The sequence below is a fragment of the Enterobacter sp. CCUG 70166 genome, assembly GCF_020224095.1.
Lineage (GTDB): Bacteria > Pseudomonadota > Gammaproteobacteria > Enterobacterales > Enterobacteriaceae > Enterobacter > Enterobacter intestinihominis.
In genome coordinates, this window is the sequence record NZ_NRIQ01000020.1 from 1 (window position 1) to 18,862 (window position 18,862).

Genomic DNA, 18,862 nt, shown 5'->3' on the forward strand with positions numbered 1-18,862 from the left:
CTCAGCCCACGGGGAGAGGGTACAAACAAAAAAAATCCGCCACATTGGGCGGATTTTTTACTGGCTCACCGAAGTGATTAGAAGCGGTAACCTACGCCCGCGATCCAGGTGCCAACGTCAACGTTGCGGATACGGCTCTGCTCATAGGAGAAGTCCAGAGCAACGTTTTCGATTGGGTTAAACTGCATACCTGCGCCATAGGAGAAACCGTAGTCGCTGTTGCTTGCAGTACGGTTCAGACCCTGGTTTTCGGTCTGCTGGAATTTACCGTAGCCAACACCTACAACACCGTAGATGCTTGCCCAGTCATTCAGGCGGTAAGCAGGACCCGCGGTGATGCCGTAGTACTGACCTTTATTGTAAGAGCCATTTTCAGTACGATCTTTCTCGGTGTAAGTGAAAGAACCGATCACACCCAGCGGGTTGTTGTCTTGCTCGTAACGGTACTTCAGGTTGAAACCGTTGGTTTTGTTCATCACGCCCTGCATATCGCTCTGAGCGTAACCACCAGTTACAGTTGAAGTTGCCGCTACAGCGGTACCTGCGGAAACAGCCAGAACAGCTGCCAGTGCTGAAAGACATGCAATTTTTTTCATAACCACCTCAAATGTGCTTCAAGTAAGTCCGTAAGTTTTAAATATATCAAAAAAATCTGTGAAACTCTTTGTCATTCACGATGTCTAATGCGACCTTTCCTGTAACAGAACATTTCCAGCATCAGCTATCTCGTTCAAATAACTCCAGATTTTCACCTGTAAATGCTAATAGTGCGCGTCATCGCCATTTAGTTCATCCAGATTATTCCTAATCTTTCAGGCGATAAAATCAGCAACGTTTTCTCATTTTACGGATTTTCCCTGGATTTTTTTTCAACAGTAGCTCAACCGTTGCAGGTTATTTCCATTACACTGCGACTTTTACCTCTTTTGACAAAAATTGACAGGAGAAAGGATGCCAGGTTTACCTCGTAAATCGTCGGTCTGGATGCCGGTGGCAGTCATACTTATCGCGATGATGTCCATACAAAGCGGCGCGTCGCTGGCAAAATCGCTGTTTCCGCTGATTGGTGCGCCCGGCGTCACGGCGCTGCGTATCGCATTAGGCACCCTGATCCTGGTGGTTGTCTTTAAACCCTGGCGGCTACGGTTTAAAAAGGAGCAGCGACTGCCTCTGCTTTTTTATGGGCTGGCGCTGGGAGGGATGAACTACATGTTCTACCTCTCTATTCAGACTATCCCGCTGGGGATCGCGGTCGCGCTTGAATTTACCGGCCCGCTGGCGGTTGCCCTCTTTTCTTCTTGTCGCCCGGTAGACTTTATCTGGGTCATACTGGCCGTGCTGGGGCTATGGTTCCTGCTGCCGCTCGGCCAAAGCGTTTCACAAATCGATTTGACAGGGGCCGCTCTGGCGCTGGGCGCAGGGGCGTGCTGGGCGGTGTATATTCTCACTGGTCAGCGTGCGGGCGAAGAGCACGGCCCCGCGACGGTCGCCTTAGGCTCGCTGATTGCCGCGGTTATCTTTGTCCCGATCGGCATGGCACAAGCAACGGACTCAATATGGCAGTGGTCAATCCTGCCGGTTGGGCTGGCGGTCGCCATTCTTTCCACGGCGCTGCCCTACTCTCTGGAGATGATCGCCCTGACGCGTCTGCCTACGCGTATTTTTGGTACGCTCATGAGCATGGAGCCCGCGCTGGCTGCCATCTCTGGAATGATGTTCCTCGGCGAAACCCTGACACTGGTGCAGACGCTGGCGCTCTGTTCCATTATCGCGGCGTCAATGGGCTCTACATTGACCATGCGCCCGGAACCAAAAGTACATAAGATTGACCTCAACTAGCCCTTAAATTCTGCATGGCTTACCGGCCATGCAGAATATAGGTCTCGTCAGCCCTTCAAATAATTTCTTACAAACTATCTAATATTGCCAAAATATTTCACCTGCCCGCCTTGTCACTTAACGAATTAAGATTGATCTGCATCAATTTATATAAAAAACTTTAAAATCATTAAGTTAAAACTTCAACCATCCTTTCGCTATTAAACCGATAGGCAGCGCCAAACCGCAGAGAAAAAATCCGGTGCTATACTTAATCCCGTAATTACCTGGGACACAAACATCAAGAGGATATGAGATTATGAGTACCGCTAAACTGGTGAAAACGAAAGCGTCTAATCTGCTTTATACCCGTAACGATGTATCGGATAGCGATAAAAAAGCGACCATTGAGCTGCTGAATCGCCAGGTGGTCCAGTTCATCGATCTTTCGCTGATCACCAAACAGGCCCACTGGAATATGCGCGGTGCAAACTTTATTGCCGTTCATGAAATGCTGGATGGCTTCCGCACAGCACTGGTGACTCATCTGGATACCATGGCCGAACGCGCCGTACAGCTGGGCGGTGTGGCTCTGGGTACCACGCAGGTGATCAACAGCAAAACGCCACTGAAAAGCTATCCGCTGGATATCCATACCGTTCAGGATCACCTGAAAGAGCTGGCGGACCGTTATGCGATTGTCGCGAATGATGTTCGTAAAGCGATTGGCGAAGCAAAAGATGAAGACACCGCTGATATCTTCACTGCCGCGTCACGCGACCTGGATCAGTTCCTGTGGTTCATTGAGTCAAACATCGAATAATCCCTGCGGATTGTCTGAATAACCCTCGCCCCTGGCGGGGGTTTTGCACATTTATGGTGCACACTTTTGTCCGCAACGGCCGCAAAAGTGAATAAAATGTAATAATCACCTCACACAACCGTTAACGGAAGATTGTTTTTTCGTCAGATTCTGCGCTAAATATCCCCCTGTCAGAAGACCTTAACGAAGCGCACCAAAACGGTGCTCCATTCTGGTGCAACCTGACAGAATTGCCACGCTTTTTGTGCAATGCGTGACATTATCCCCTTTGCAAAACAACAGCTTGTAAAACTGGCACGATTTTTTCATTGTGCCTGAGGTTCTCGCAGGGGATCGCCCCGTGGATATAAAAGGAAATGCTATGAAGTCTGTATTAAAAGTTTCACTGGCTGCACTTACCCTGACGTTTGCGGTGTCCTCGCAGGCTGCCGACAAACTGGTTGTGGCGACTGACACGGCGTTCGTACCGTTTGAATTCAAACAGGGTGATAAATACGTTGGTTTTGACGTTGATCTGTGGGCCGCTGTCGCAAAAGAACTCAAACTGGATTACACCCTGAAGCCAATGGATTTCAGCGGCATTATCCCGGCACTGCAAACCAAAAACGTTGACCTGGCGCTGGCGGGCATCACCATTACCGAAGAGCGTAAAAAAGCTATCGATTTCTCTGATGGCTACTACAAAAGCGGCCTGCTGGTGATGGTGAAAGCGGATAACAACGACGTGAAAAGCGTGAAAGATCTCGACGGTAAAGTGGTCGCCGTGAAGAGCGGCACCGGTTCCGTTGATTACGCGAAAGCCAATATCAAAACCAAAGACCTGCGTCAGTTCCCGAACATCGACAACGCTTACATGGAACTGGGCACCAACCGCGCAGACGCGGTGCTGCACGACACGCCTAACATCCTTTACTTCATCAAAACCGCCGGTAACGGCAAGTTCAAAGCGGTAGGTGATTCTCTGGAAGCTCAGCAGTACGGTATTGCGTTCCCGAAAGGCAGCGACGACCTGCGTAATAAAGTTAACGGCGCGCTGAAAACCCTGAAAGAGAACGGCACCTATAACGAAATCTACAAAAAATGGTTCGGTACCGAGCCTAAATAATTTCACCTGACTTCAGGTTTGTAACGCCCGGTGGCGCTACCGCTTACCGGGCCTACGTTTTTCGTTTTTCACCACGGTATACAGGAATACATCATGCAGTTTGACTGGAGCGCCATCTGGCCTGCCATTCCTCTCTTGCTTGAAGGCGCTAAAATGACCTTGTGGATTTCGGTCCTCGGTCTGGTTGGCGGGTTAATTATCGGTCTGGTGGCCGGTTTCGCCCGCACCTACGGCGGCTGGATTGCAAACCACATCGCACTGGTTTTCATCGAAGTGATCCGCGGCACCCCCATTGTGGTGCAGGTCATGTTTATCTACTTCGCCCTGCCGATGGCCTTCAACGATCTGCGCATTGACCCGTTCAGCGCAGCTGTCGTCACCATTATGATCAACTCCGGCGCCTACATTGCGGAAATCACCCGCGGTGCGGTGCTGTCGATTCATAAAGGCTTCAGCGAAGCCGGTCTGGCGTTAGGTCTTTCCCGTCGCGAAACGATCCGTCACGTGATCCTGCCGCTGGCGCTGCGCCGCATGCTGCCGCCGCTGGGCAACCAGTGGATCATCAGCATTAAAGACACCTCGCTGTTTATTGTTATCGGCGTGGCCGAGCTGACCCGTCAGGGCCAGGAGATCATCGCGGGTAACTTCCGCGCCCTGGAAATCTGGAGTGCGGTCGCCGTTGTCTACCTGATTATCACGCTTGTCCTGAGCTTTGTTCTGCGTCGTCTTGAAAGAAGGATGAAAATCCTGTGATTGAATTTAAAAATGTTTCCAAGCACTTTGGTCCAACCCAGGTGCTGCACAATATCGATTTGAACATCAGGCAGGGTGAAGTGGTGGTGATCATCGGGCCGTCGGGTTCCGGAAAATCCACCCTGCTGCGCTGTATTAACAAGCTCGAGGAGATCACCAGCGGCGATTTGATCGTCGATGGTCTGAAGGTGAACGATCCGAAAGTGGACGAGCGCCTGATCCGCCAGGAAGCGGGCATGGTGTTCCAGCAGTTCTACCTGTTCCCGCACCTGACGGCGCTGGAAAACGTGATGTTCGGTCCTTTGCGCGTGCGTGGGGCCAGCAAAGCGGCGGCAGAAACGCTGGCAAAAGATCTGCTGGCGAAAGTGGGTCTGGCGGAGCGTGCCCACCACTATCCTTCCGAGCTGTCCGGTGGCCAGCAGCAGCGCGTGGCCATTGCCCGTGCGCTGGCGGTGAAGCCAAAGATGATGCTGTTTGATGAGCCAACGTCCGCACTCGACCCGGAGCTGCGTCACGAGGTGCTGAAAGTGATGCAGGATCTGGCAGAAGAAGGCATGACGATGGTGATCGTTACCCACGAAATCGGCTTTGCCGAAAAAGTGGCGTCCCGTCTGATCTTCATTGATAAGGGCCGCATCGCGGAAGACGGTAATCCGCAGGCGCTGATTGCGAACCCACCGAGCCAGCGCCTCCAGGAGTTCCTGCAACACGTCTCCTGACAGCCATACACAGAGCCGGGCATGCCCGGCTTTTTTATGCCGGATTGTTCCCAAAAACTCCCCTCCGCTCCGCGCGCTCTATACTTATCATTTTGCACGATATTTTTGTCGGAGGACGCCGTGCCGTGGATCCTGTTGCTACTGTTTACCCTGTTTAGCGCGCCATCACTTGCTGTAACCATTCCCGGCGTCACCACCGGAGCCACCGCCACCCAGCAAAATGCGCCGCCAGAACCCGACGCTGAAAAGAAAAAAGCCGCTTACAGCGCACTTGCCGACGTGCTTGAGAACGACACGTCCCGGCAGGAGCTTATCGATCAGCTGAGGAAAGTGGCCGCCACACCGCCTCAGGATCCGGTTCCGACTATCGCGCCGCCGGAAATCGAAGACGAAAAGACGGTACTGGAAAACGTCACCGATATCAGTCGCCGCTACGGGGAAGCCCTGTCGTCGCGTTTTGCCCAGCTCTATCGCAACCTTGTTGGCACCTCGCATAAGCCTTTTAATCCCCACACCTTTTCTGCAGCCGCGACCCAGTTTTCTATTCTGGCCGCCGCGGTATTCATTTTTTACTGGCTGTTGCGCCTGTCTGTCTGGCCGCTTTACCGGAAGATGGGCCACTGGGGACGTAAAAAGAATCAGCATAAAAGCAGCTGGCTGCATCTTCCGGCAATGATTACCGGGGCCTTTATCATCGATTTGCTGCTGCTGGCGCTGACGCTGTTTGTCGGCCAGATGCTGGCCGACCGTCTTAATACCGGGAACAAAACCATCGCCTTTCAGCAGGGGTTGTTCCTGAACGCCTTTGCCCTGATCGAGTTCTTTAAGGCGCTCCTGCGGTTAATATTCTGTCCGCGCGTGCCGGAACTTCGCCCGTTCGCCATTTCGGATCGGAGCGCCAAATACTGGGCGGTTCGGCTCAGCGTGCTGAGCGGGTTGATCGGCTATGGCCTGCTGGTCGCCGTCCCGATTATTTCCAACCAGGTTAACGTGCAGTTCGGGGCCCTGGCGAACGTGCTGATCATGCTCTGTATTACCGTCTGGGCGCTGTACCTCATCTTCCACAATAAAAAAGCGATCACCGACAGTCTGCTTCACCTGGCCGATCGCTCCCTCTCCTTTTTCAGCCTCTTTATTCGCGCCTTTGCGCTGGTGTGGCACTGGCTGGCCAGCGCCTATTTTATTGTGCTGTGTTTCTTCTCGCTGTTCGATCCGGGCAACAGCCTGAAATTTATGATGGGGGCGACGTTCAAAAGCCTGGCGATTATCGGCATCGCGGCCTTTGTTTCTGGCCTGCTCTCCCGCTGGCTGTCGAAGACGATCACCCTGTCGCCGCAGGTTCAGCGTAATTACCCCGAGCTGCAAAAACGGGTAAATGGCTGGACATCGGTGTCGCTGAAGGTGGCGCGTATTTTGACGGTCTGCGTGGCAATTATGCTGCTGCTGAATGCGTGGGGACTGTTTGATTTCTGGAACTGGCTGCATAACGGCGCCGGGGAAAAGACCGTCGATATTCTTATTCGTATCGCGCTGATCCTGTTCTTCTCCGCCGTCGGCTGGACGCTGCTGGCAAGCCTTATCGAAAACCGTCTGGTGTCGGATGTCCACGGCAGGCCCCTGCCAAGCGCCCGCGCCCGCACACTGCTGACGCTGTTCCGCAACGCGCTGGCGGTGATCATTAGCACCATTACCATCATGATTGTGTTGTCGGAAATCGGCGTAAATATCGCCCCACTGCTGGCGGGTGCCGGTGCCCTGGGACTGGCGATCTCCTTTGGTTCGCAGACGCTGGTGAAGGATATTATCACCGGCATTTTTATCCAGTTTGAGAACGGGATGAACACCGGGGATCTGGTGACCATCGGACCGCTTACCGGCACGGTGGAGAGGATGTCCATTCGCTCCGTCGGCGTACGTCAGGATACCGGGGCGTACCACATTATTCCGTGGTCATCGATCACCACCTTTGCCAACTTTGTGCGCGGCATTGGTTCGGTGGTGGCGAATTATGATGTCGATCGTCACGAAGATGCAGATAAGGCGAAACAGGCGCTGCGGGATGCGGTGAGCGAACTGATGGAGATGGAGGATATTCGCGGGCTGGTAATTGGTGAGCCGTCGTTTGCGGGCATCGTCGGGCTGACAAACACTGCCTTTACCTTGCGCGTGTCGTTCACCACCCAGCCGCTTAAGCAGTGGACGGTGCGCTTTGCTCTCGACAGCATGGTGAAAAAACACTTCGATCTGGCGAACGTGAGAGCGCCGGTGCAGACGTATCAGGTATTGTCGCCGCCCGCTTCGCCGCTCCCTCCGCAGGAGCCGACGCTGTAACCGAGCCGGGTGGCGGCTTCGCCTTTCCCGGCCCGAGAAACGATTATTTGCGACGTTTGTTATCGTCCATAAAGGACCAGGCAATAAAGCGGCTCTGCTTCTGACCCTGCGCCATCTCTTTTTTGACCACCTTCACCGCGCCGGCTTCGGTCAGCGCGCGGTAAAGCGGCGGCAGGTTATCGCCACGAGAGACCAGCGTGGTAAACCATTTCACCTGACGACCGAAGCCTTTACTCTCGGCAATCATGCGCAGAATAAAGGCCACTTCCCCGCCCTCGCACCACAGCTCCTGCTGCTGGCCGCCAAAATTCAGCGCGCCATCTTCGGCCTGGCCCAGGTTACGCCGCTTGCGTTCACTTCCCGCACGCGCGGACGCGGCGGAGTCGTGGAATGGCGGGTTGCACAGGGTGGCATCATATTGTTCGTTCTTATGAATTATGCCGTTGAAAATAGCAGCGGCATCCTTCTGACGACGTAGACGTACGGCCCGGCTTAACCCCGGGTTAGCGTTGATAATGGCCTGCGCGCTGGCGAAGGCCTCATCACCGATCTCGCTGCCGGTAAATCGCCACTGGTACTCATGTGCGCCTATCAGGGGGTAGATCAGGTTCGCGCCCGTACCGATATCAAGGACGGTAGCCTGTTTCGGCACTACGCCATCGTGGTCATCCGCCAGCAGATCGGCAAGATGATGGACGTAATCCGCACGGCCCGGGACCGGCGGGCAGAGAAAGCCATCAGGGATGTCCCAGTGCGTCACACCATAAAAATGGGCCAGCAGCGCTTTGTTCAGCGTTTTAACCGCCAGCGGATCGGCAAAGTTTACCGACGGTTCACCGGCTGGTGTCTGAACGATAAAACCCTGCAATTCAGGGCAGCTCAGACACAGGGCTTTCATATCGTAGCGGCTACGGTGGCGGTTACGCGGGTGCAATCCCGGCTTGTGGGAAGTCATGGCATTCTCCTTTAAACAGCCGCGTAAGATACCCTGTGACGGCGCGGGGGTAAATATCTGTCTGAGTCGCACAAAAAAACGACAAAAATCAGCGACCTGTATGTCTATGATCTGTCAACAAATTGTCAGAATTTATCGTTCAAAAAATAAGCAGATCATCATCAAATTTTTGCGCTAAATCACACGCATCAGGCTTCTAAACTTAACAGGAATCACCTGTTGTTTCCCCTGAGGATGTGATTATGAAAAAGTATCTGACCTTTATTATTGCGGGTGCGCTGGCAGGCGCATCATTCTCTGCCTTGTCCGTTCAACCTCTGACCGACAGTACCGACACCAGCCAGCTACGCGCGGCCGGGACGGTCTCTGTCAGCCGGGCAAGCAACCTTGATGACCTTCAGGACAAGCTGGCCGAAAAAGCTCGTCAGGAAGGCGCTAAAGGCTTCGTGGTGAACGCCGCCGGTGGCGATAACCATATGTACGGTACCGCGACTATCTATAAATAACTTACCGCCTTCCAAACTGCATCTGTCCGGCAGATGCAGTTCTCTCTGCCTGCGCCTTGACTGTGCGTTTTTTCACCCCATATTAAAATGCATGACTTGATCCTTTCAGGAGAACATCATGGCTTCCGGCTGGGCGAATGACGACGCCGTTAACGAACAGATCAACAGTACCATTGAAGATGCGGTTGCGCGTGCTCGCGGTGAAATTCCGCGCGGCGAAAGTTTGACGGAATGCGAAGAGTGCGGGGATCCCATTCCTGAGGCACGACGTAAAGCCATTCCCGGAGTACGGCTTTGCATCACCTGTCAGCAGGAGAAAGATTCAAAAAATGCTTCACATTCAGGATATAATCGTAGAGGAACGAAAGACAGCCAGTTACGTTGACTTTCCTTTACCGTAGTTAACCGCACCAACAGTTTACTTTACGCTCACGACTTTCAGCGAAGCGCGTAGCAAAACGTGCCCTTCTGATTGTGTCTGTAAAGCGTATCCGCAAGAAGTGTCAATTGCGCTTCTGATTTTATTAATAATCAATAAGTTATTTGTCATTCAATTTTTTTGACCAACCACGTCAATTCTCTTCGATTTTATCTTCCGCTAAAAAGCGTGATACTTATCACATCGACGGAACATCGTCCCCTTAACAGAATAACCTGCGAGAATTGACCTATGAAAACCATCAAATATGCTGTTGCCGCTGTTGCCCTGTCCGCTCTGTCTTTCGGCGCTTTCGCTGTAGAGCCAGTCTCCTCTACTCAGGCACAGGATCTGAACAAAATCGGTGTGGTGAGTGCTGAAGGCGCGACCACGCTGGACGGTCTGGAAGCAAAACTGGCTGAAAAAGCTGCCGCCGCGGGCGCAAGTGGATACACCATCACTTCCACTAACGGTAATAACAAACTGAGCGGTACTGCGGTTATCTACAAGTAATCGAACAAATTATGCTCCACCCTCGCCATACCCTCTGGTGAGATGCTCCAACCCTCATTGACCCTGTTGTTGTTACCCTTGTTTGCCCGTCCGCCACTGGACGGGCTTTTTTTTGCTTAAAATGACTGCGCCACGCGCTGCAACCCGGCTTCCACGGACTCGACTTCCCCTGCAGCCAGCAGGCAGCAGGCCATTTGCAGCTTGATTGACTGCGGAACCGGCACCTTCCCGGCCAGACACTGCACAATCCAGCGCGCGGTGACCTGCGGATCTTTCGACTCAGGCAGGATCGCATCTCTGTTCTCTTCCCCACGTTCGACAACGACCCGCGTCCCGGCGGGCTCAATCAGCATCAGCTGTGGACAACGCTGCGGGTTGGCGTAAACCTCGCCTTCTGTCCCGTGCATCAGCAGCGCGCGTCCACCGATTTCGGCAAAGAATTGCCCGACTCGCGTCACGTATTCCGGATGGGAGACGCTGGAAAGACGCAGCGCGGCGTCTTCGGCAAACGGCGTCGCCAGCTTCGCCAGGGTGTGAGCGCTGTTACGTACACCCATGCGCCAGCGCATGTCCAGCTGCTTTTCCAGCGGTGGGCAGAGCGCGCTAACGGGGATATAGACCGGCTGATTCCCCTCCAGCTTTGCCTGTGCCTGACCGGCATGGAGGGTCGGTTCAATACCTAACAACGCCAGGATGGTTTCTGTCAGCACGCGCGTCGGATCTTCGCTCACGCCATGCACTACTACCGGGAAACCGAGTTTCTGCAACAGAATAGCCAGCAGCGGCGTGAGGTTTGCCTGCTTACGCGCGCCGTTGTAGGTCGGGATCACAATTGGCATCGGCTTCGTGACGGGCGGGGTTAAGCGCATGGTCTGCGACTGCATGGCCTCATAAAAGCCGCGCATCTCCGCCTCACCTTCCCCTTTAATACGCAGCGCAATCAAAATGCCGCCCATTTCCAGTTCCGGCACGTCGCCATTCAGCATATGCGTGTACAACGCGCGGGCTGTTTCCTGGTCCAGATCGCGAGCGTGGTTTTTCCCACGCCCTACCTCTTTGATAATTTTGCGGTAATCCACGACATTTCTCCTGACTGCATTATCTTGTTAACAATATAGCCCGATGAACACAGACCCGATAGTGTTTTGTGATCATTATCAACCTGCTGTTTTCATATAAAAAAATTAAACTCAAGCACTATTTACATTATTTGTGATTGGGACAAAAGATCCGCAGCGACCCTTTTTTTGATTAAATAAACATCGAAAAATCATTAAGGGTCAACGGTAAAAACGTCCAGGCAACGCTTTTACCAGAATCACATCAGGATTAACTATGAACAAGGTTGCATTAGGTTTTTTTATCGCCGCAACGGTGGGATGTTCTGCATCCGCATTTGCGGCAACTAACGGTGAAGGTCAGATTAATTTCACCGGTGAAATTATCGATTCTGCTTGCCAGGTCGTGAATGGATTAAGTAATCCATTAAACGTTCAGTTGGGTAAGGTGTCTAAAACGGTATTTACCGGCGCAGGCTCTACCAGCACATCAACGAAGTTTAATATTAAGTTAACCAATTGTCCGGAAACAGTGACCTCGGCTGCGATTAACTTCGGTGGTACCCCGGATGCGGATAATAATGCCGCGCTGGCATTAACGCCAGATACCGATGCGGCAACCGGTGTAGCCATTCAGTTGATGGATGCTTCCGGGCAGCCTGTCACTCTGTATACGCCTTCGCAGCAATATCCTTTAGCCTCCGGCACGGCAGTTAACGACCTGGAATTCGGTGCGCGTTATATTCAAACTCAGGCCGCCATTACCGCAGGCCCTGCCAACTCTGTATCGACTTTCACCGTTATTTATAACTGATCTTATCAATCCTGAGATATTAATGCTCTTGCGGGCATTAATATCTCTTCTATTTATTGAGAAATCTTTATGCGCCACGGTTATTTACTGAGCACTCTTTTACTGATAGCAGCCTCTGCACATGCGGGCGTCGTGATTAATGGTACCCGGCTGGTCTATCAAGGAGATAAAAAGGAATCATCTCTTGGCCTGTCAAACCCAGATACGACGGATTATCTGGTACAGTCCTGGGTCGATTCTGGCGGTAAAAACCCGGCCAAAGCCCCATTCCTGATCACCCCGCCGCTTTTCCGTCTGGATGCAAAAGAAGATAACGTTCTGCGCGTGGTACGCACGGGCGGAAATTTACCGGAAGACAGGGAATCTCTGTACTGGTTGAATATCAAAGCGATCCCTTCCTCAAAACACGTTGAGGGAGTAAATACGCTGCAAATTGCCATTAATACCCGCATTAAATTGCTGTATCGCCCGTCCGCGGTAAAAGGCCGACCAGAAGATGTGGCGGATAAGCTTGAATGGCATCGCGAAGGTAACGACCTGGTGGTGAATAACCCTACGCCTTTCTATATGAATTTCCAGACCGTCACGCTTAACGGTCAGAAAGTCACAAAAGCGACCTGGGCTGTTCCGAAATCAGAAACACATTTTGCCATACCGGGTAATGTCGGGGGCTCAAACGTGACGTATTCCATTATTAATGATTACGGCAGCATCAGCCATTCCTGGTCGAAATCCGTTCATTAATTGTTCCGGTAATAAAATAATCATGTACAGCCACAAAAAGCCGTTCACCTGCCGAATGTCTTCATTGCTGGTCATTCTCTGTGGCCTGGCAATAGCCATCTTTGCGCAGCAGGTTATGGCTGATGATTATTTTAACCCCGCCCTGCTGGATATAGATAATCCCCAGCAGGGTAAAACCGATCTGTCCGTCTATGAAAAAGGTCCCGGCCAGGCACCGGGGAAATATGAGGTCGCGGTGTTTATCAATAATAATAAAATTGATACCCGCAACGTGACCTTTACGCTTGAGAAAGATTCGCAGGGCAACGACACGTTACAACCTTGCTTTAGCATGGGTGAGTTAAAAAGCCTCGGTATCAAGACCCAAAAGTTTCCTCAGCTCATGGCCAAAGGCCAGTGTGCCGATCTAGGTGTCATCCCTGCTTCATCTGCAATCTTTCACGTTCGCAACCAGCAGCTGCTGCTGAGCATTCCGCAAAAGGCGCTCGGACAGGTGCCACGCGGTTACATCGACCCGAAAGAGTTTGACGAAGGGATCAACGCGGGCTTGCTTAATTACAGCGTCAACGCCAGCCAGAGCCATGCGCGCCAGCAGGGTGAAGAGGATAGCAGTAGCCAGTACGTGAACCTGCGTCCGGGTTTAAACGTTGGCGCATGGCGCCTTCGCAACTATTCCACCTGGAATCGCAGCACCACAGGCAATGAGGAGGAACAGAAATTCACCTCCGTTTATACCTATGCGCAACGCGATATTGTGGCGATGAAAAGCGATATCACCGTTGGCCAGAGCTCATCACCTGCTGATGTTTTTGACAGTGTCCCTTACACCGGCGTGGAGCTGAAATCCGATAACGACATGCTTCCCGACAGCGAAAAAGGCTATGCGCCTATTATTCGTGGCACCGCCCACAGCAACGCGCTGGTGATGGTGCGCCAGAACGGGTACGTGATTTATCAGAACACGGTCGCGCCGGGGGCCTTCGAAATTAACGATCTCTACCCCACCGGCAGCAGCGGCGACCTCCAGCTCACGGTGAAAGAAACTGACGGCAGCGAAAGCCATTTCGTGGTGCCGTTTGCCTCCGTTCCGGTATTGCAGCGTGAAAAAAACCTGCGCTACAGCGCAACTGCCGGGCGTTATCGTTCTTATGACAAAGATGTTGAAAAGACCCCGTTTGCTCAGGGGAGCGCCATCTATGGTTTACCCCACGGCTTCACGGCCTACGGCGGCGTACAGCAGAGCAGTCATTATCAGTCGCAGGCGATAGGCGCCGGGAAAAACATGGGTGATTTAGGGGCGTTCTCCATTGACGTGACTCGCGCCAGAGCCCTGCTGAAAAAACAGCAGTCCAGCACAGGCAAATCGTGGCGCGTACGCTACAGCAAAGATTTCGCCGGTTCAGGCACCAACTTTTCGCTTGCGGGCTATCGCTACAACAGCAAGGGGTTTTACACCCTGGACGACACCATGGAGTCGTATACCCGCGCCGACAACTGGTCTGCGCCACAGCAGCGCCGCGCCCGTACCGAAGCCACCATCGACCAGACGCTACCAGAAGGCTGGGGATCGGTCACGCTGAGCATGGTGAAGGAAACCTACTGGAGCCAGAACCAGGACATGACCTCCATGAGCGTCAGCTACAACAACAGCTGGCACGGCGTTAGCTACAGCCTTAGCTACAGCATGAATAAAAACACTCACGACAGCGATCTGGACGGTAATGCGGTGACGAACGACAACCAGTTCTCGCTGAGCGTTTCGGTTCCGCTGGATCGCTGGATGCATAACACCTGGGCCACGTACAACCTGAACAACACGAAAGATGGCACCACGCAGAACATCGGCCTGAACGGTACGGCCCTGAAAGAAGACAACCTGAACTGGAATCTCCAGGAGGGGCTGAGCAGCACCGGCAGCGGTAACTCCACCAGCGTTAACGCCGACTACAAAGCGACATACGGTGAAGTGAGCGGTGGCGTCAGTCAGGATAAATATCAGCAAACACTGAACGTCGGCTTGCAGGGAGGCGTGATTGCCCATGCAAACGGCATCACGCTAAGCCAGCCGCTCGGTGAGACCATTGCGCTCGTGAAAGCCCCGGGTACGCACGGCACGCATATCACTAACCAGACCGGCGTTGAAACCGACTTCCGCGGCTACACCGTCGTACCGTTCGTCACCGCGTATCGCCACAACACTATTGCGCTGGATACGGAAACGCTGCCGGAGGACGCCGACGTCACCCATGCGGCACAAATTGTGACGCCAACCCGCGGAGCCATTGTGCGCGCCAGCTTCACGACGCGCGTGGGCAATCGCGTCCTGATGACGCTCACGCAAAACGGTAAACCGCTGCCGTTCGGCGCAACGGTTACCACCGAGGACAAAGACAGCGAATTTATCGTCGGGAATGATGGCCAGACCTATCTCTCGGGTCTGCCACAGCAAGGGCATCTCCGCGTTTCCTGGGGACAGGAGGCAAACGAGCATTGCGTCGCTGACTATGTGCTCACGGATGAGAAAGCGAAAACCAGCATCATTAACGCTGCCGCGCAGTGTCACTGATCTCCCCTAAAGGCAAAACATTATGCAAATGATTAAACAGTGCTTTTTCTTACTGATTCTGGGAACCGCTGCGTTATTCATGCCGCATGCGAAGGCGACCTGCACCACGCCGGATCTCCCCAAAATGATCAACGTGGCATCCATTTCTGTCCCGACGACGCTGGCAGTTGGCGCAACTATCCCGGGTACAGAGCAGAGCGTTCATGTTGCCGGGCATTGCGATCAGAGTACCGACAGCGGCCTGGAGATTGTCTCCTGCTACTACGGCACCGGAGCGGAAATGCCAGGGCTCAGGGGGGTATACGAATCCGGTGTGCCGGGGATTGGCGTAGCATTGATGAATGATCACGGGCAGCGAATTAGCGGCGCTGGCGGCGTGCAGTGCGATTCACGTGGAACGCCTGTTGGCTACGTCTCTACCGATGGAACACAGACTTTTAGCTTTGAAATAACGCTTGAGCTGGTTAAAACGAGTGACACCGTGACATCCGGTACGCTGGTGCAGTCTCAAACCGAATTTGGCATTGGCGTTTTCGGCCATGAAGGGATCGGCAACCCTAACCACATCGCCTATGCAGGTAATGTTATTCTTCATCAGGTCACCTGCTCCGTTTTACCGAAAAATCTCACCGTTAATTTGGGCGATTTTCCCGTCAGTGATTTCATCAGCGTAGGTTTTTTATCCAGCCCTGCTCAAAAATTTAATATCACCGTCAACTGTGACACAACCGTACAGCCTGAGCTAAAAATCACCAGCGCGAATGGATATGACACAGCATTTGAGGGGGTGATCAAACTCACGCAGCAGACCGGCATGGCTACAGGCGTCGGAGTAAGAATGCTATTTGATGACCATCTCGCCACCTTCGGTACCTATGTAAGTACCCAAAATCAGGCCGTAGCCAACGAAACGCTGGTGATCCCGTTTGAGGTTCGCTACGAGCAGGTCAGCAATGTAGTCACCCCCGGGCCAGCCAATACTGTGGCAACCATCACCCTCGCTTATAAGTGAACGTCATGAAAAAAACCGCATTGATTCTCGCGCTGGGGCTGATCGCCCAGGCCCACGCCGATGATATACAGATCCAGATGACGGGTAACATTTACGCCAACACGTGCGTCATTGACAGTGCCAGCCGCAACCTGACGGTGGACTTAGGCCAGGCGGCATCGGGTAGTTTTAAAGACGTGGGCGATACCGGCGAGTGGAAGGACTTTTCCCTTTCGGTGTCGCACTGCCCGGCCACGCTGGCGCTTGCCACCGCCTTTTTCTACGGTCAGGCCGACAGCACCCATCCCACCAAATTTGCCAATCTCGGTAGCGCAAAGGGGCTGGCACTGGAGCTGGCAGATCGTCAGGACAAGATACTGATTGCCCCGCAGGCCGCCTTTAACGCTGCCATAAACCCGTCAGACCACACGGCCACGTTCCCGCTGGCCGCACGCTATTACGCCACCTCGATGCCCATCTCTGCCGGCACGTTCAGCAGCGTGATCCAGGTGACCTTCACTTACCAGTAGGACCGCGCCCCTTAGCACGGAAGCTTTTTCGACGCCCGGCAGCCAGTTTTGTCGGGCGTTTTTTTACTTCCGGCACGTCCGGCTGCTCAATCGGGAAGATCGGCAGCGCATTCAGCAGCCGCTGGCCGTAGTTTTTGGTGAGCAGTCGTTTGTCATAAATCACCACCTCGCCCCAGCAGCCGTGGCTACGGATCAAGCGCCCGACCTGCTGAATCAGGTTAAACGACGCTGCAGGCAGGCTTTGCACTTCAAACGGATAACGGTTAAGGCTTTTCAGCCATTCGCCTTCGGTGATCACCACCGGGCTGTCGATGGGCGGGAAGGCGATTTTATGGATATGCACCTGCGTCAGGTAGTCGCCTTTCAAATCAAGCCCTTCCGCAAAGGACTGTAACCCCACCAGCACGCTGCGCTCGCCGTTATCAATGCGTTTACGGTGGGTTTCCACCAGCCGATAGCGCGGCTGATCGCCCTGCACCAGCAGGAGTAAGCGCAGATCCGTGACGTGCTCCAGGAAGCGTTGCATCGCCCGACCGCTGGCAAACAGCACCAGCATACCGGGGTATTTTTTACTCTCAACCTGCTCGCGGAAGTAGGCCGCCATTTCCGCAATATGCTGCTCTTCGTTATCGATAAGCGGCTCATAATTCATGCGCGGAATGACCAGCTTGCCCTGCTCACAGTGGTTGAACGGCGAGTCCAGGGCCACAAAGCGGTCGCCCGCTTTCTCTTTCAGGCCGCTCATCTCCTGCAACCTTGAGAAGCTGTTCAGGGAACGCAGAGTCGCTGACGTCACTACCACGTGCGGAACGCTGCGCCAGATCAGCTTTTCCAGCTGATCGGCCACGCGGATGCCCACGCAGTGGAAGAAGAGATGTCCCTGCCCGTCTCGTACTTCGCGGGTGGCCCACTTAGTCACCGGCGCGCCGGACGCCTGCGCCATCGAAGCCAGCCGCCAGAGTTTGCTCTGCGCTTCAAACATCCCCAGCGCACGATTCATTTGCAGCAGAATGCGGTGCAAACGCACCACGTCGTGAGTACCGGTTTTCTCGCTGAGATCGTTTAAGAACATCTCCGCCAGCCCGCGCAGCTTTTCCAGGTGCTTCGCCAGCTGCTGGCAAATCTCCATCACTTCCTGCGGCAACTCACCCATCGCAAAGCGGTGTTCCGCCTCCTGGGTGGCGGGGAGATACAGGTTAAAGATGTTATTCAGCGAGGCGATGAGGCCGTACACCTCTTCACAGTGCTCGCTCAACCGCTCCGGAACCGCCAGCGGCGGCGTGGTTTTCGGGCGGAACTGCTCCATGCAGGTTGCCACCAGTTTGCAGAACAGATCCAGTTGCAGGCGAAACCACGGGGCGGTAATTTCCGCGCTCATCTCCAGCGCATCTCGCGCCACGTCGGGCAGATGATGACCTTCATCGAGCACCAGCAGCAGGTTTTTGGGCTCCGGCAGGACCGCTTCACTCTCCAGTGCAGCCATGACCAGCGCGTGGTTGGCGACAACCACCTCCGCTTCCTGAATCTCACGCCGGGCGACAAAGAACGGGCACTCGCGATAGTAGTGACAGTTACGGTTCAGGCAGCTTGCTTTATCGGTGCTGAGCCTGCGCCACAGGTCGTCGCCGATCGCCTGGTTGGTGTGATCCCGCAGGCCGTCCCACTTGTAGCCGTCGAGATCGGCCTTCAGCTTTGCGCACTGCTCCTGCTCCGCCTTGTTGTTTGGCGTCAGCTCGTCATCAAGAAACGCGAGCAGATCCTGTTGGGAGGGTTCACTGCTGGCCAGTGCCGCCAGATTGCGCGGACAGACGTAGCGCCCGCGACCAAAGGCGGCGGTAAACCGTAAATCGGGGATAATTTTGCGCAGCAGCGGCAAATCTTTGCTGAAGATCTGATCCTGCAAGGCCACGTTAGCGGTACTGACCACCAGCGTTTTATCTTCTTCCCGCGCGATGGCAATGCCGGGAATAAGATACGACAGGGTTTTCCCGACGCCGGTCGGGGCTTCAATCGCCAGATGTCGCCCGTCGTCCCCGGCGAGCGTTTTTGCCACGTCGGCAATCATCTGCCGCTGCGGGGCTCGGGGGATAAAATCGGGGATCTGCTGTTGTAGCGCCTTATACCATGCGCCAATTTGCGCCTTGAGCGCAGCGGTTAAAGCCATCGGAAAACCTGAAATACTGTATAAACAGCCACTATTGTGGCACTTTCTCTCCGC

General features: G+C 53.8%; 18 protein-coding genes. 14 read left to right on the forward strand and 4 right to left on the reverse strand.

Features of this window, described 5'->3' with window-relative positions:
- Positions 1–77 precede the first annotated feature (77 nt).
- Positions 78–596, reverse strand: a complete 519-nt coding sequence (gene ompX / locus CKK19_RS09795) for an outer membrane protein OmpX (protein ID WP_003858450.1) — start codon at positions 594–596, stop codon at positions 78–80.
- Between the two features lie 355 nt (positions 597–951).
- Here ompX and rhtA point away from each other — a divergent pair, with 355 nt between their 5' ends.
- The 6 genes from rhtA (at position 952) to ybiO (ending at position 7,549) form a co-directional block, all read left to right on the forward strand.
- Positions 952–1,839 (forward strand): threonine/homoserine exporter RhtA, encoded by an 888-nt coding sequence (rhtA, locus tag CKK19_RS09800; RefSeq protein ID WP_063854365.1) that lies wholly within the window; start codon positions 952–954, stop codon positions 1,837–1,839.
- A 298-nt stretch (positions 1,840–2,137) separates the two neighbouring features.
- Complete coding sequence (gene dps, locus CKK19_RS09805; RefSeq protein ID WP_000100801.1) at positions 2,138–2,641, forward strand: DNA starvation/stationary phase protection protein Dps; 504 nt, start codon at positions 2,138–2,140, stop codon at positions 2,639–2,641.
- Positions 2,642–3,002: 361 nt separating this feature from the next.
- A complete protein-coding gene (glnH, locus tag CKK19_RS09810; RefSeq protein WP_063854364.1) occupies positions 3,003–3,746 on the forward strand; it encodes a glutamine ABC transporter substrate-binding protein GlnH in 744 nt (247 codons plus the stop codon).
- A gap of 93 nt (positions 3,747–3,839) precedes the next feature.
- Complete coding sequence (gene glnP / locus CKK19_RS09815; RefSeq protein ID WP_010428919.1) at positions 3,840–4,499, forward strand: glutamine ABC transporter permease GlnP; 660 nt, start codon at positions 3,840–3,842, stop codon at positions 4,497–4,499.
- A complete protein-coding gene (gene glnQ / locus CKK19_RS09820; RefSeq protein ID WP_022647522.1) occupies positions 4,496–5,218 on the forward strand; it encodes a glutamine ABC transporter ATP-binding protein GlnQ in 723 nt (240 codons plus the stop codon). Before glnP ends, glnQ begins: the two co-directional genes overlap by 4 nt.
- Before the next feature lie 120 nt (positions 5,219–5,338).
- Positions 5,339–7,549, forward strand: a complete 2,211-nt coding sequence (gene ybiO / locus CKK19_RS09825) for a mechanosensitive channel protein (protein ID WP_063854363.1) — start codon at positions 5,339–5,341, stop codon at positions 7,547–7,549.
- Positions 7,550–7,592: 43 nt separating this feature from the next.
- Here ybiO and rlmF read toward each other — a convergent pair whose 3' ends face one another.
- On the reverse strand, positions 7,593–8,504 hold the full coding sequence (rlmF, locus tag CKK19_RS09830) for a 23S rRNA (adenine(1618)-N(6))-methyltransferase RlmF (protein ID WP_023305741.1): 912 nt from the start codon (positions 8,502–8,504) through the stop codon (positions 7,593–7,595).
- Positions 8,505–8,746: 242 nt separating this feature from the next.
- On the opposite strand from rlmF, the gene mcbA reads away from it, so the two are divergent.
- From mcbA to ybiJ, 3 genes are all read left to right on the forward strand, one after another.
- Complete coding sequence (gene mcbA / locus CKK19_RS09835; RefSeq protein WP_022647519.1) at positions 8,747–9,010, forward strand: DUF1471 family periplasmic protein McbA; 264 nt, start codon at positions 8,747–8,749, stop codon at positions 9,008–9,010.
- Between the two features lie 118 nt (positions 9,011–9,128).
- Positions 9,129–9,395: a DksA/TraR family C4-type zinc finger protein gene (locus tag CKK19_RS09840; RefSeq protein WP_063854362.1), complete on the forward strand. Its 267-nt coding sequence runs from the start codon at positions 9,129–9,131 to the stop codon at positions 9,393–9,395.
- Between the two features lie 285 nt (positions 9,396–9,680).
- Positions 9,681–9,941, forward strand: coding sequence for a DUF1471 family protein YbiJ (gene ybiJ, locus CKK19_RS09845; RefSeq protein ID WP_003858474.1), 261 nt, complete (start codon positions 9,681–9,683; stop codon positions 9,939–9,941).
- Between the two features lie 116 nt (positions 9,942–10,057).
- Here the strand turns inward: ybiJ and ybiB are convergent, their stop codons facing one another.
- Positions 10,058–11,020: a DNA-binding protein YbiB gene (gene ybiB, locus CKK19_RS09850; protein ID WP_022647517.1), complete on the reverse strand. Its 963-nt coding sequence runs from the start codon at positions 11,018–11,020 to the stop codon at positions 10,058–10,060.
- Between the two features lie 256 nt (positions 11,021–11,276).
- On the opposite strand from ybiB, the gene CKK19_RS09855 reads away from it, so the two are divergent.
- The 5 genes from CKK19_RS09855 (at position 11,277) to CKK19_RS09875 (ending at position 16,644) form a co-directional block, all read left to right on the forward strand.
- Entirely contained in the window at positions 11,277–11,813 is a 537-nt protein-coding gene (locus tag CKK19_RS09855; protein WP_063854361.1) for a fimbrial protein, read from the forward strand.
- A gap of 69 nt (positions 11,814–11,882) precedes the next feature.
- Positions 11,883–12,557, forward strand: a complete 675-nt coding sequence (locus CKK19_RS09860) for a molecular chaperone (RefSeq protein WP_022647515.1) — start codon at positions 11,883–11,885, stop codon at positions 12,555–12,557.
- Between the two features lie 22 nt (positions 12,558–12,579).
- Positions 12,580–15,123, forward strand: a complete 2,544-nt coding sequence (locus tag CKK19_RS09865; RefSeq protein WP_154819174.1) for a fimbria/pilus outer membrane usher protein — start codon at positions 12,580–12,582, stop codon at positions 15,121–15,123.
- 22 nt (positions 15,124–15,145) lie between these two features.
- A complete protein-coding gene (locus CKK19_RS09870) occupies positions 15,146–16,135 on the forward strand; it encodes a fimbrial protein (RefSeq protein WP_022647513.1) in 990 nt (329 codons plus the stop codon).
- Positions 16,136–16,140: 5 nt separating this feature from the next.
- On the forward strand, positions 16,141–16,644 hold the full coding sequence (locus CKK19_RS09875; protein ID WP_023299643.1) for a fimbrial protein: 504 nt from the start codon (positions 16,141–16,143) through the stop codon (positions 16,642–16,644).
- Here the strand turns inward: CKK19_RS09875 and dinG are convergent.
- Positions 16,631–18,808 carry an ATP-dependent DNA helicase DinG gene (gene dinG, locus CKK19_RS09880; RefSeq protein ID WP_023299642.1) on the reverse strand — a complete coding sequence of 726 codons (2,178 nt, stop codon included), beginning with the start codon at positions 18,806–18,808 and terminating at the stop codon, positions 16,631–16,633. The two genes, CKK19_RS09875 and dinG, sit on opposite strands and share 14 nt — an antisense overlap.
- Between the last annotated feature and the right edge of the window lie 54 nt (positions 18,809–18,862).

Coding starts and splice junctions, on each gene's coding strand:
- ompX (WP_003858450.1), bottom strand. CDS start 596: ATGAAAAAAATTGCATGTCTTTCAGCACTGGCAGCTGTTCTGGCTGTT.
- rhtA (WP_063854365.1), top strand. CDS start 952: ATGCCAGGTTTACCTCGTAAATCGTCGGTCTGGATGCCGGTGGCAGTC.
- dps (WP_000100801.1), top strand. CDS start 2,138: ATGAGTACCGCTAAACTGGTGAAAACGAAAGCGTCTAATCTGCTTTAT.
- glnH (WP_063854364.1), top strand. CDS start 3,003: ATGAAGTCTGTATTAAAAGTTTCACTGGCTGCACTTACCCTGACGTTT.
- glnP (WP_010428919.1), top strand. CDS start 3,840: ATGCAGTTTGACTGGAGCGCCATCTGGCCTGCCATTCCTCTCTTGCTT.
- rlmF (WP_023305741.1), bottom strand. CDS start 8,504: ATGACTTCCCACAAGCCGGGATTGCACCCGCGTAACCGCCACCGTAGC.
- mcbA (WP_022647519.1), top strand. CDS start 8,747: ATGAAAAAGTATCTGACCTTTATTATTGCGGGTGCGCTGGCAGGCGCA.
- CKK19_RS09840 (WP_063854362.1), top strand. CDS start 9,129: ATGGCTTCCGGCTGGGCGAATGACGACGCCGTTAACGAACAGATCAAC.
- ybiJ (WP_003858474.1), top strand. CDS start 9,681: ATGAAAACCATCAAATATGCTGTTGCCGCTGTTGCCCTGTCCGCTCTG.
- CKK19_RS09855 (WP_063854361.1), top strand. CDS start 11,277: ATGAACAAGGTTGCATTAGGTTTTTTTATCGCCGCAACGGTGGGATGT.
- CKK19_RS09860 (WP_022647515.1), top strand. CDS start 11,883: ATGCGCCACGGTTATTTACTGAGCACTCTTTTACTGATAGCAGCCTCT.
- CKK19_RS09865 (WP_154819174.1), top strand. CDS start 12,580: ATGTACAGCCACAAAAAGCCGTTCACCTGCCGAATGTCTTCATTGCTG.
- CKK19_RS09870 (WP_022647513.1), top strand. CDS start 15,146: ATGCAAATGATTAAACAGTGCTTTTTCTTACTGATTCTGGGAACCGCT.
- CKK19_RS09875 (WP_023299643.1), top strand. CDS start 16,141: ATGAAAAAAACCGCATTGATTCTCGCGCTGGGGCTGATCGCCCAGGCC.
- dinG (WP_023299642.1), bottom strand. CDS start 18,808: ATGGCTTTAACCGCTGCGCTCAAGGCGCAAATTGGCGCATGGTATAAG.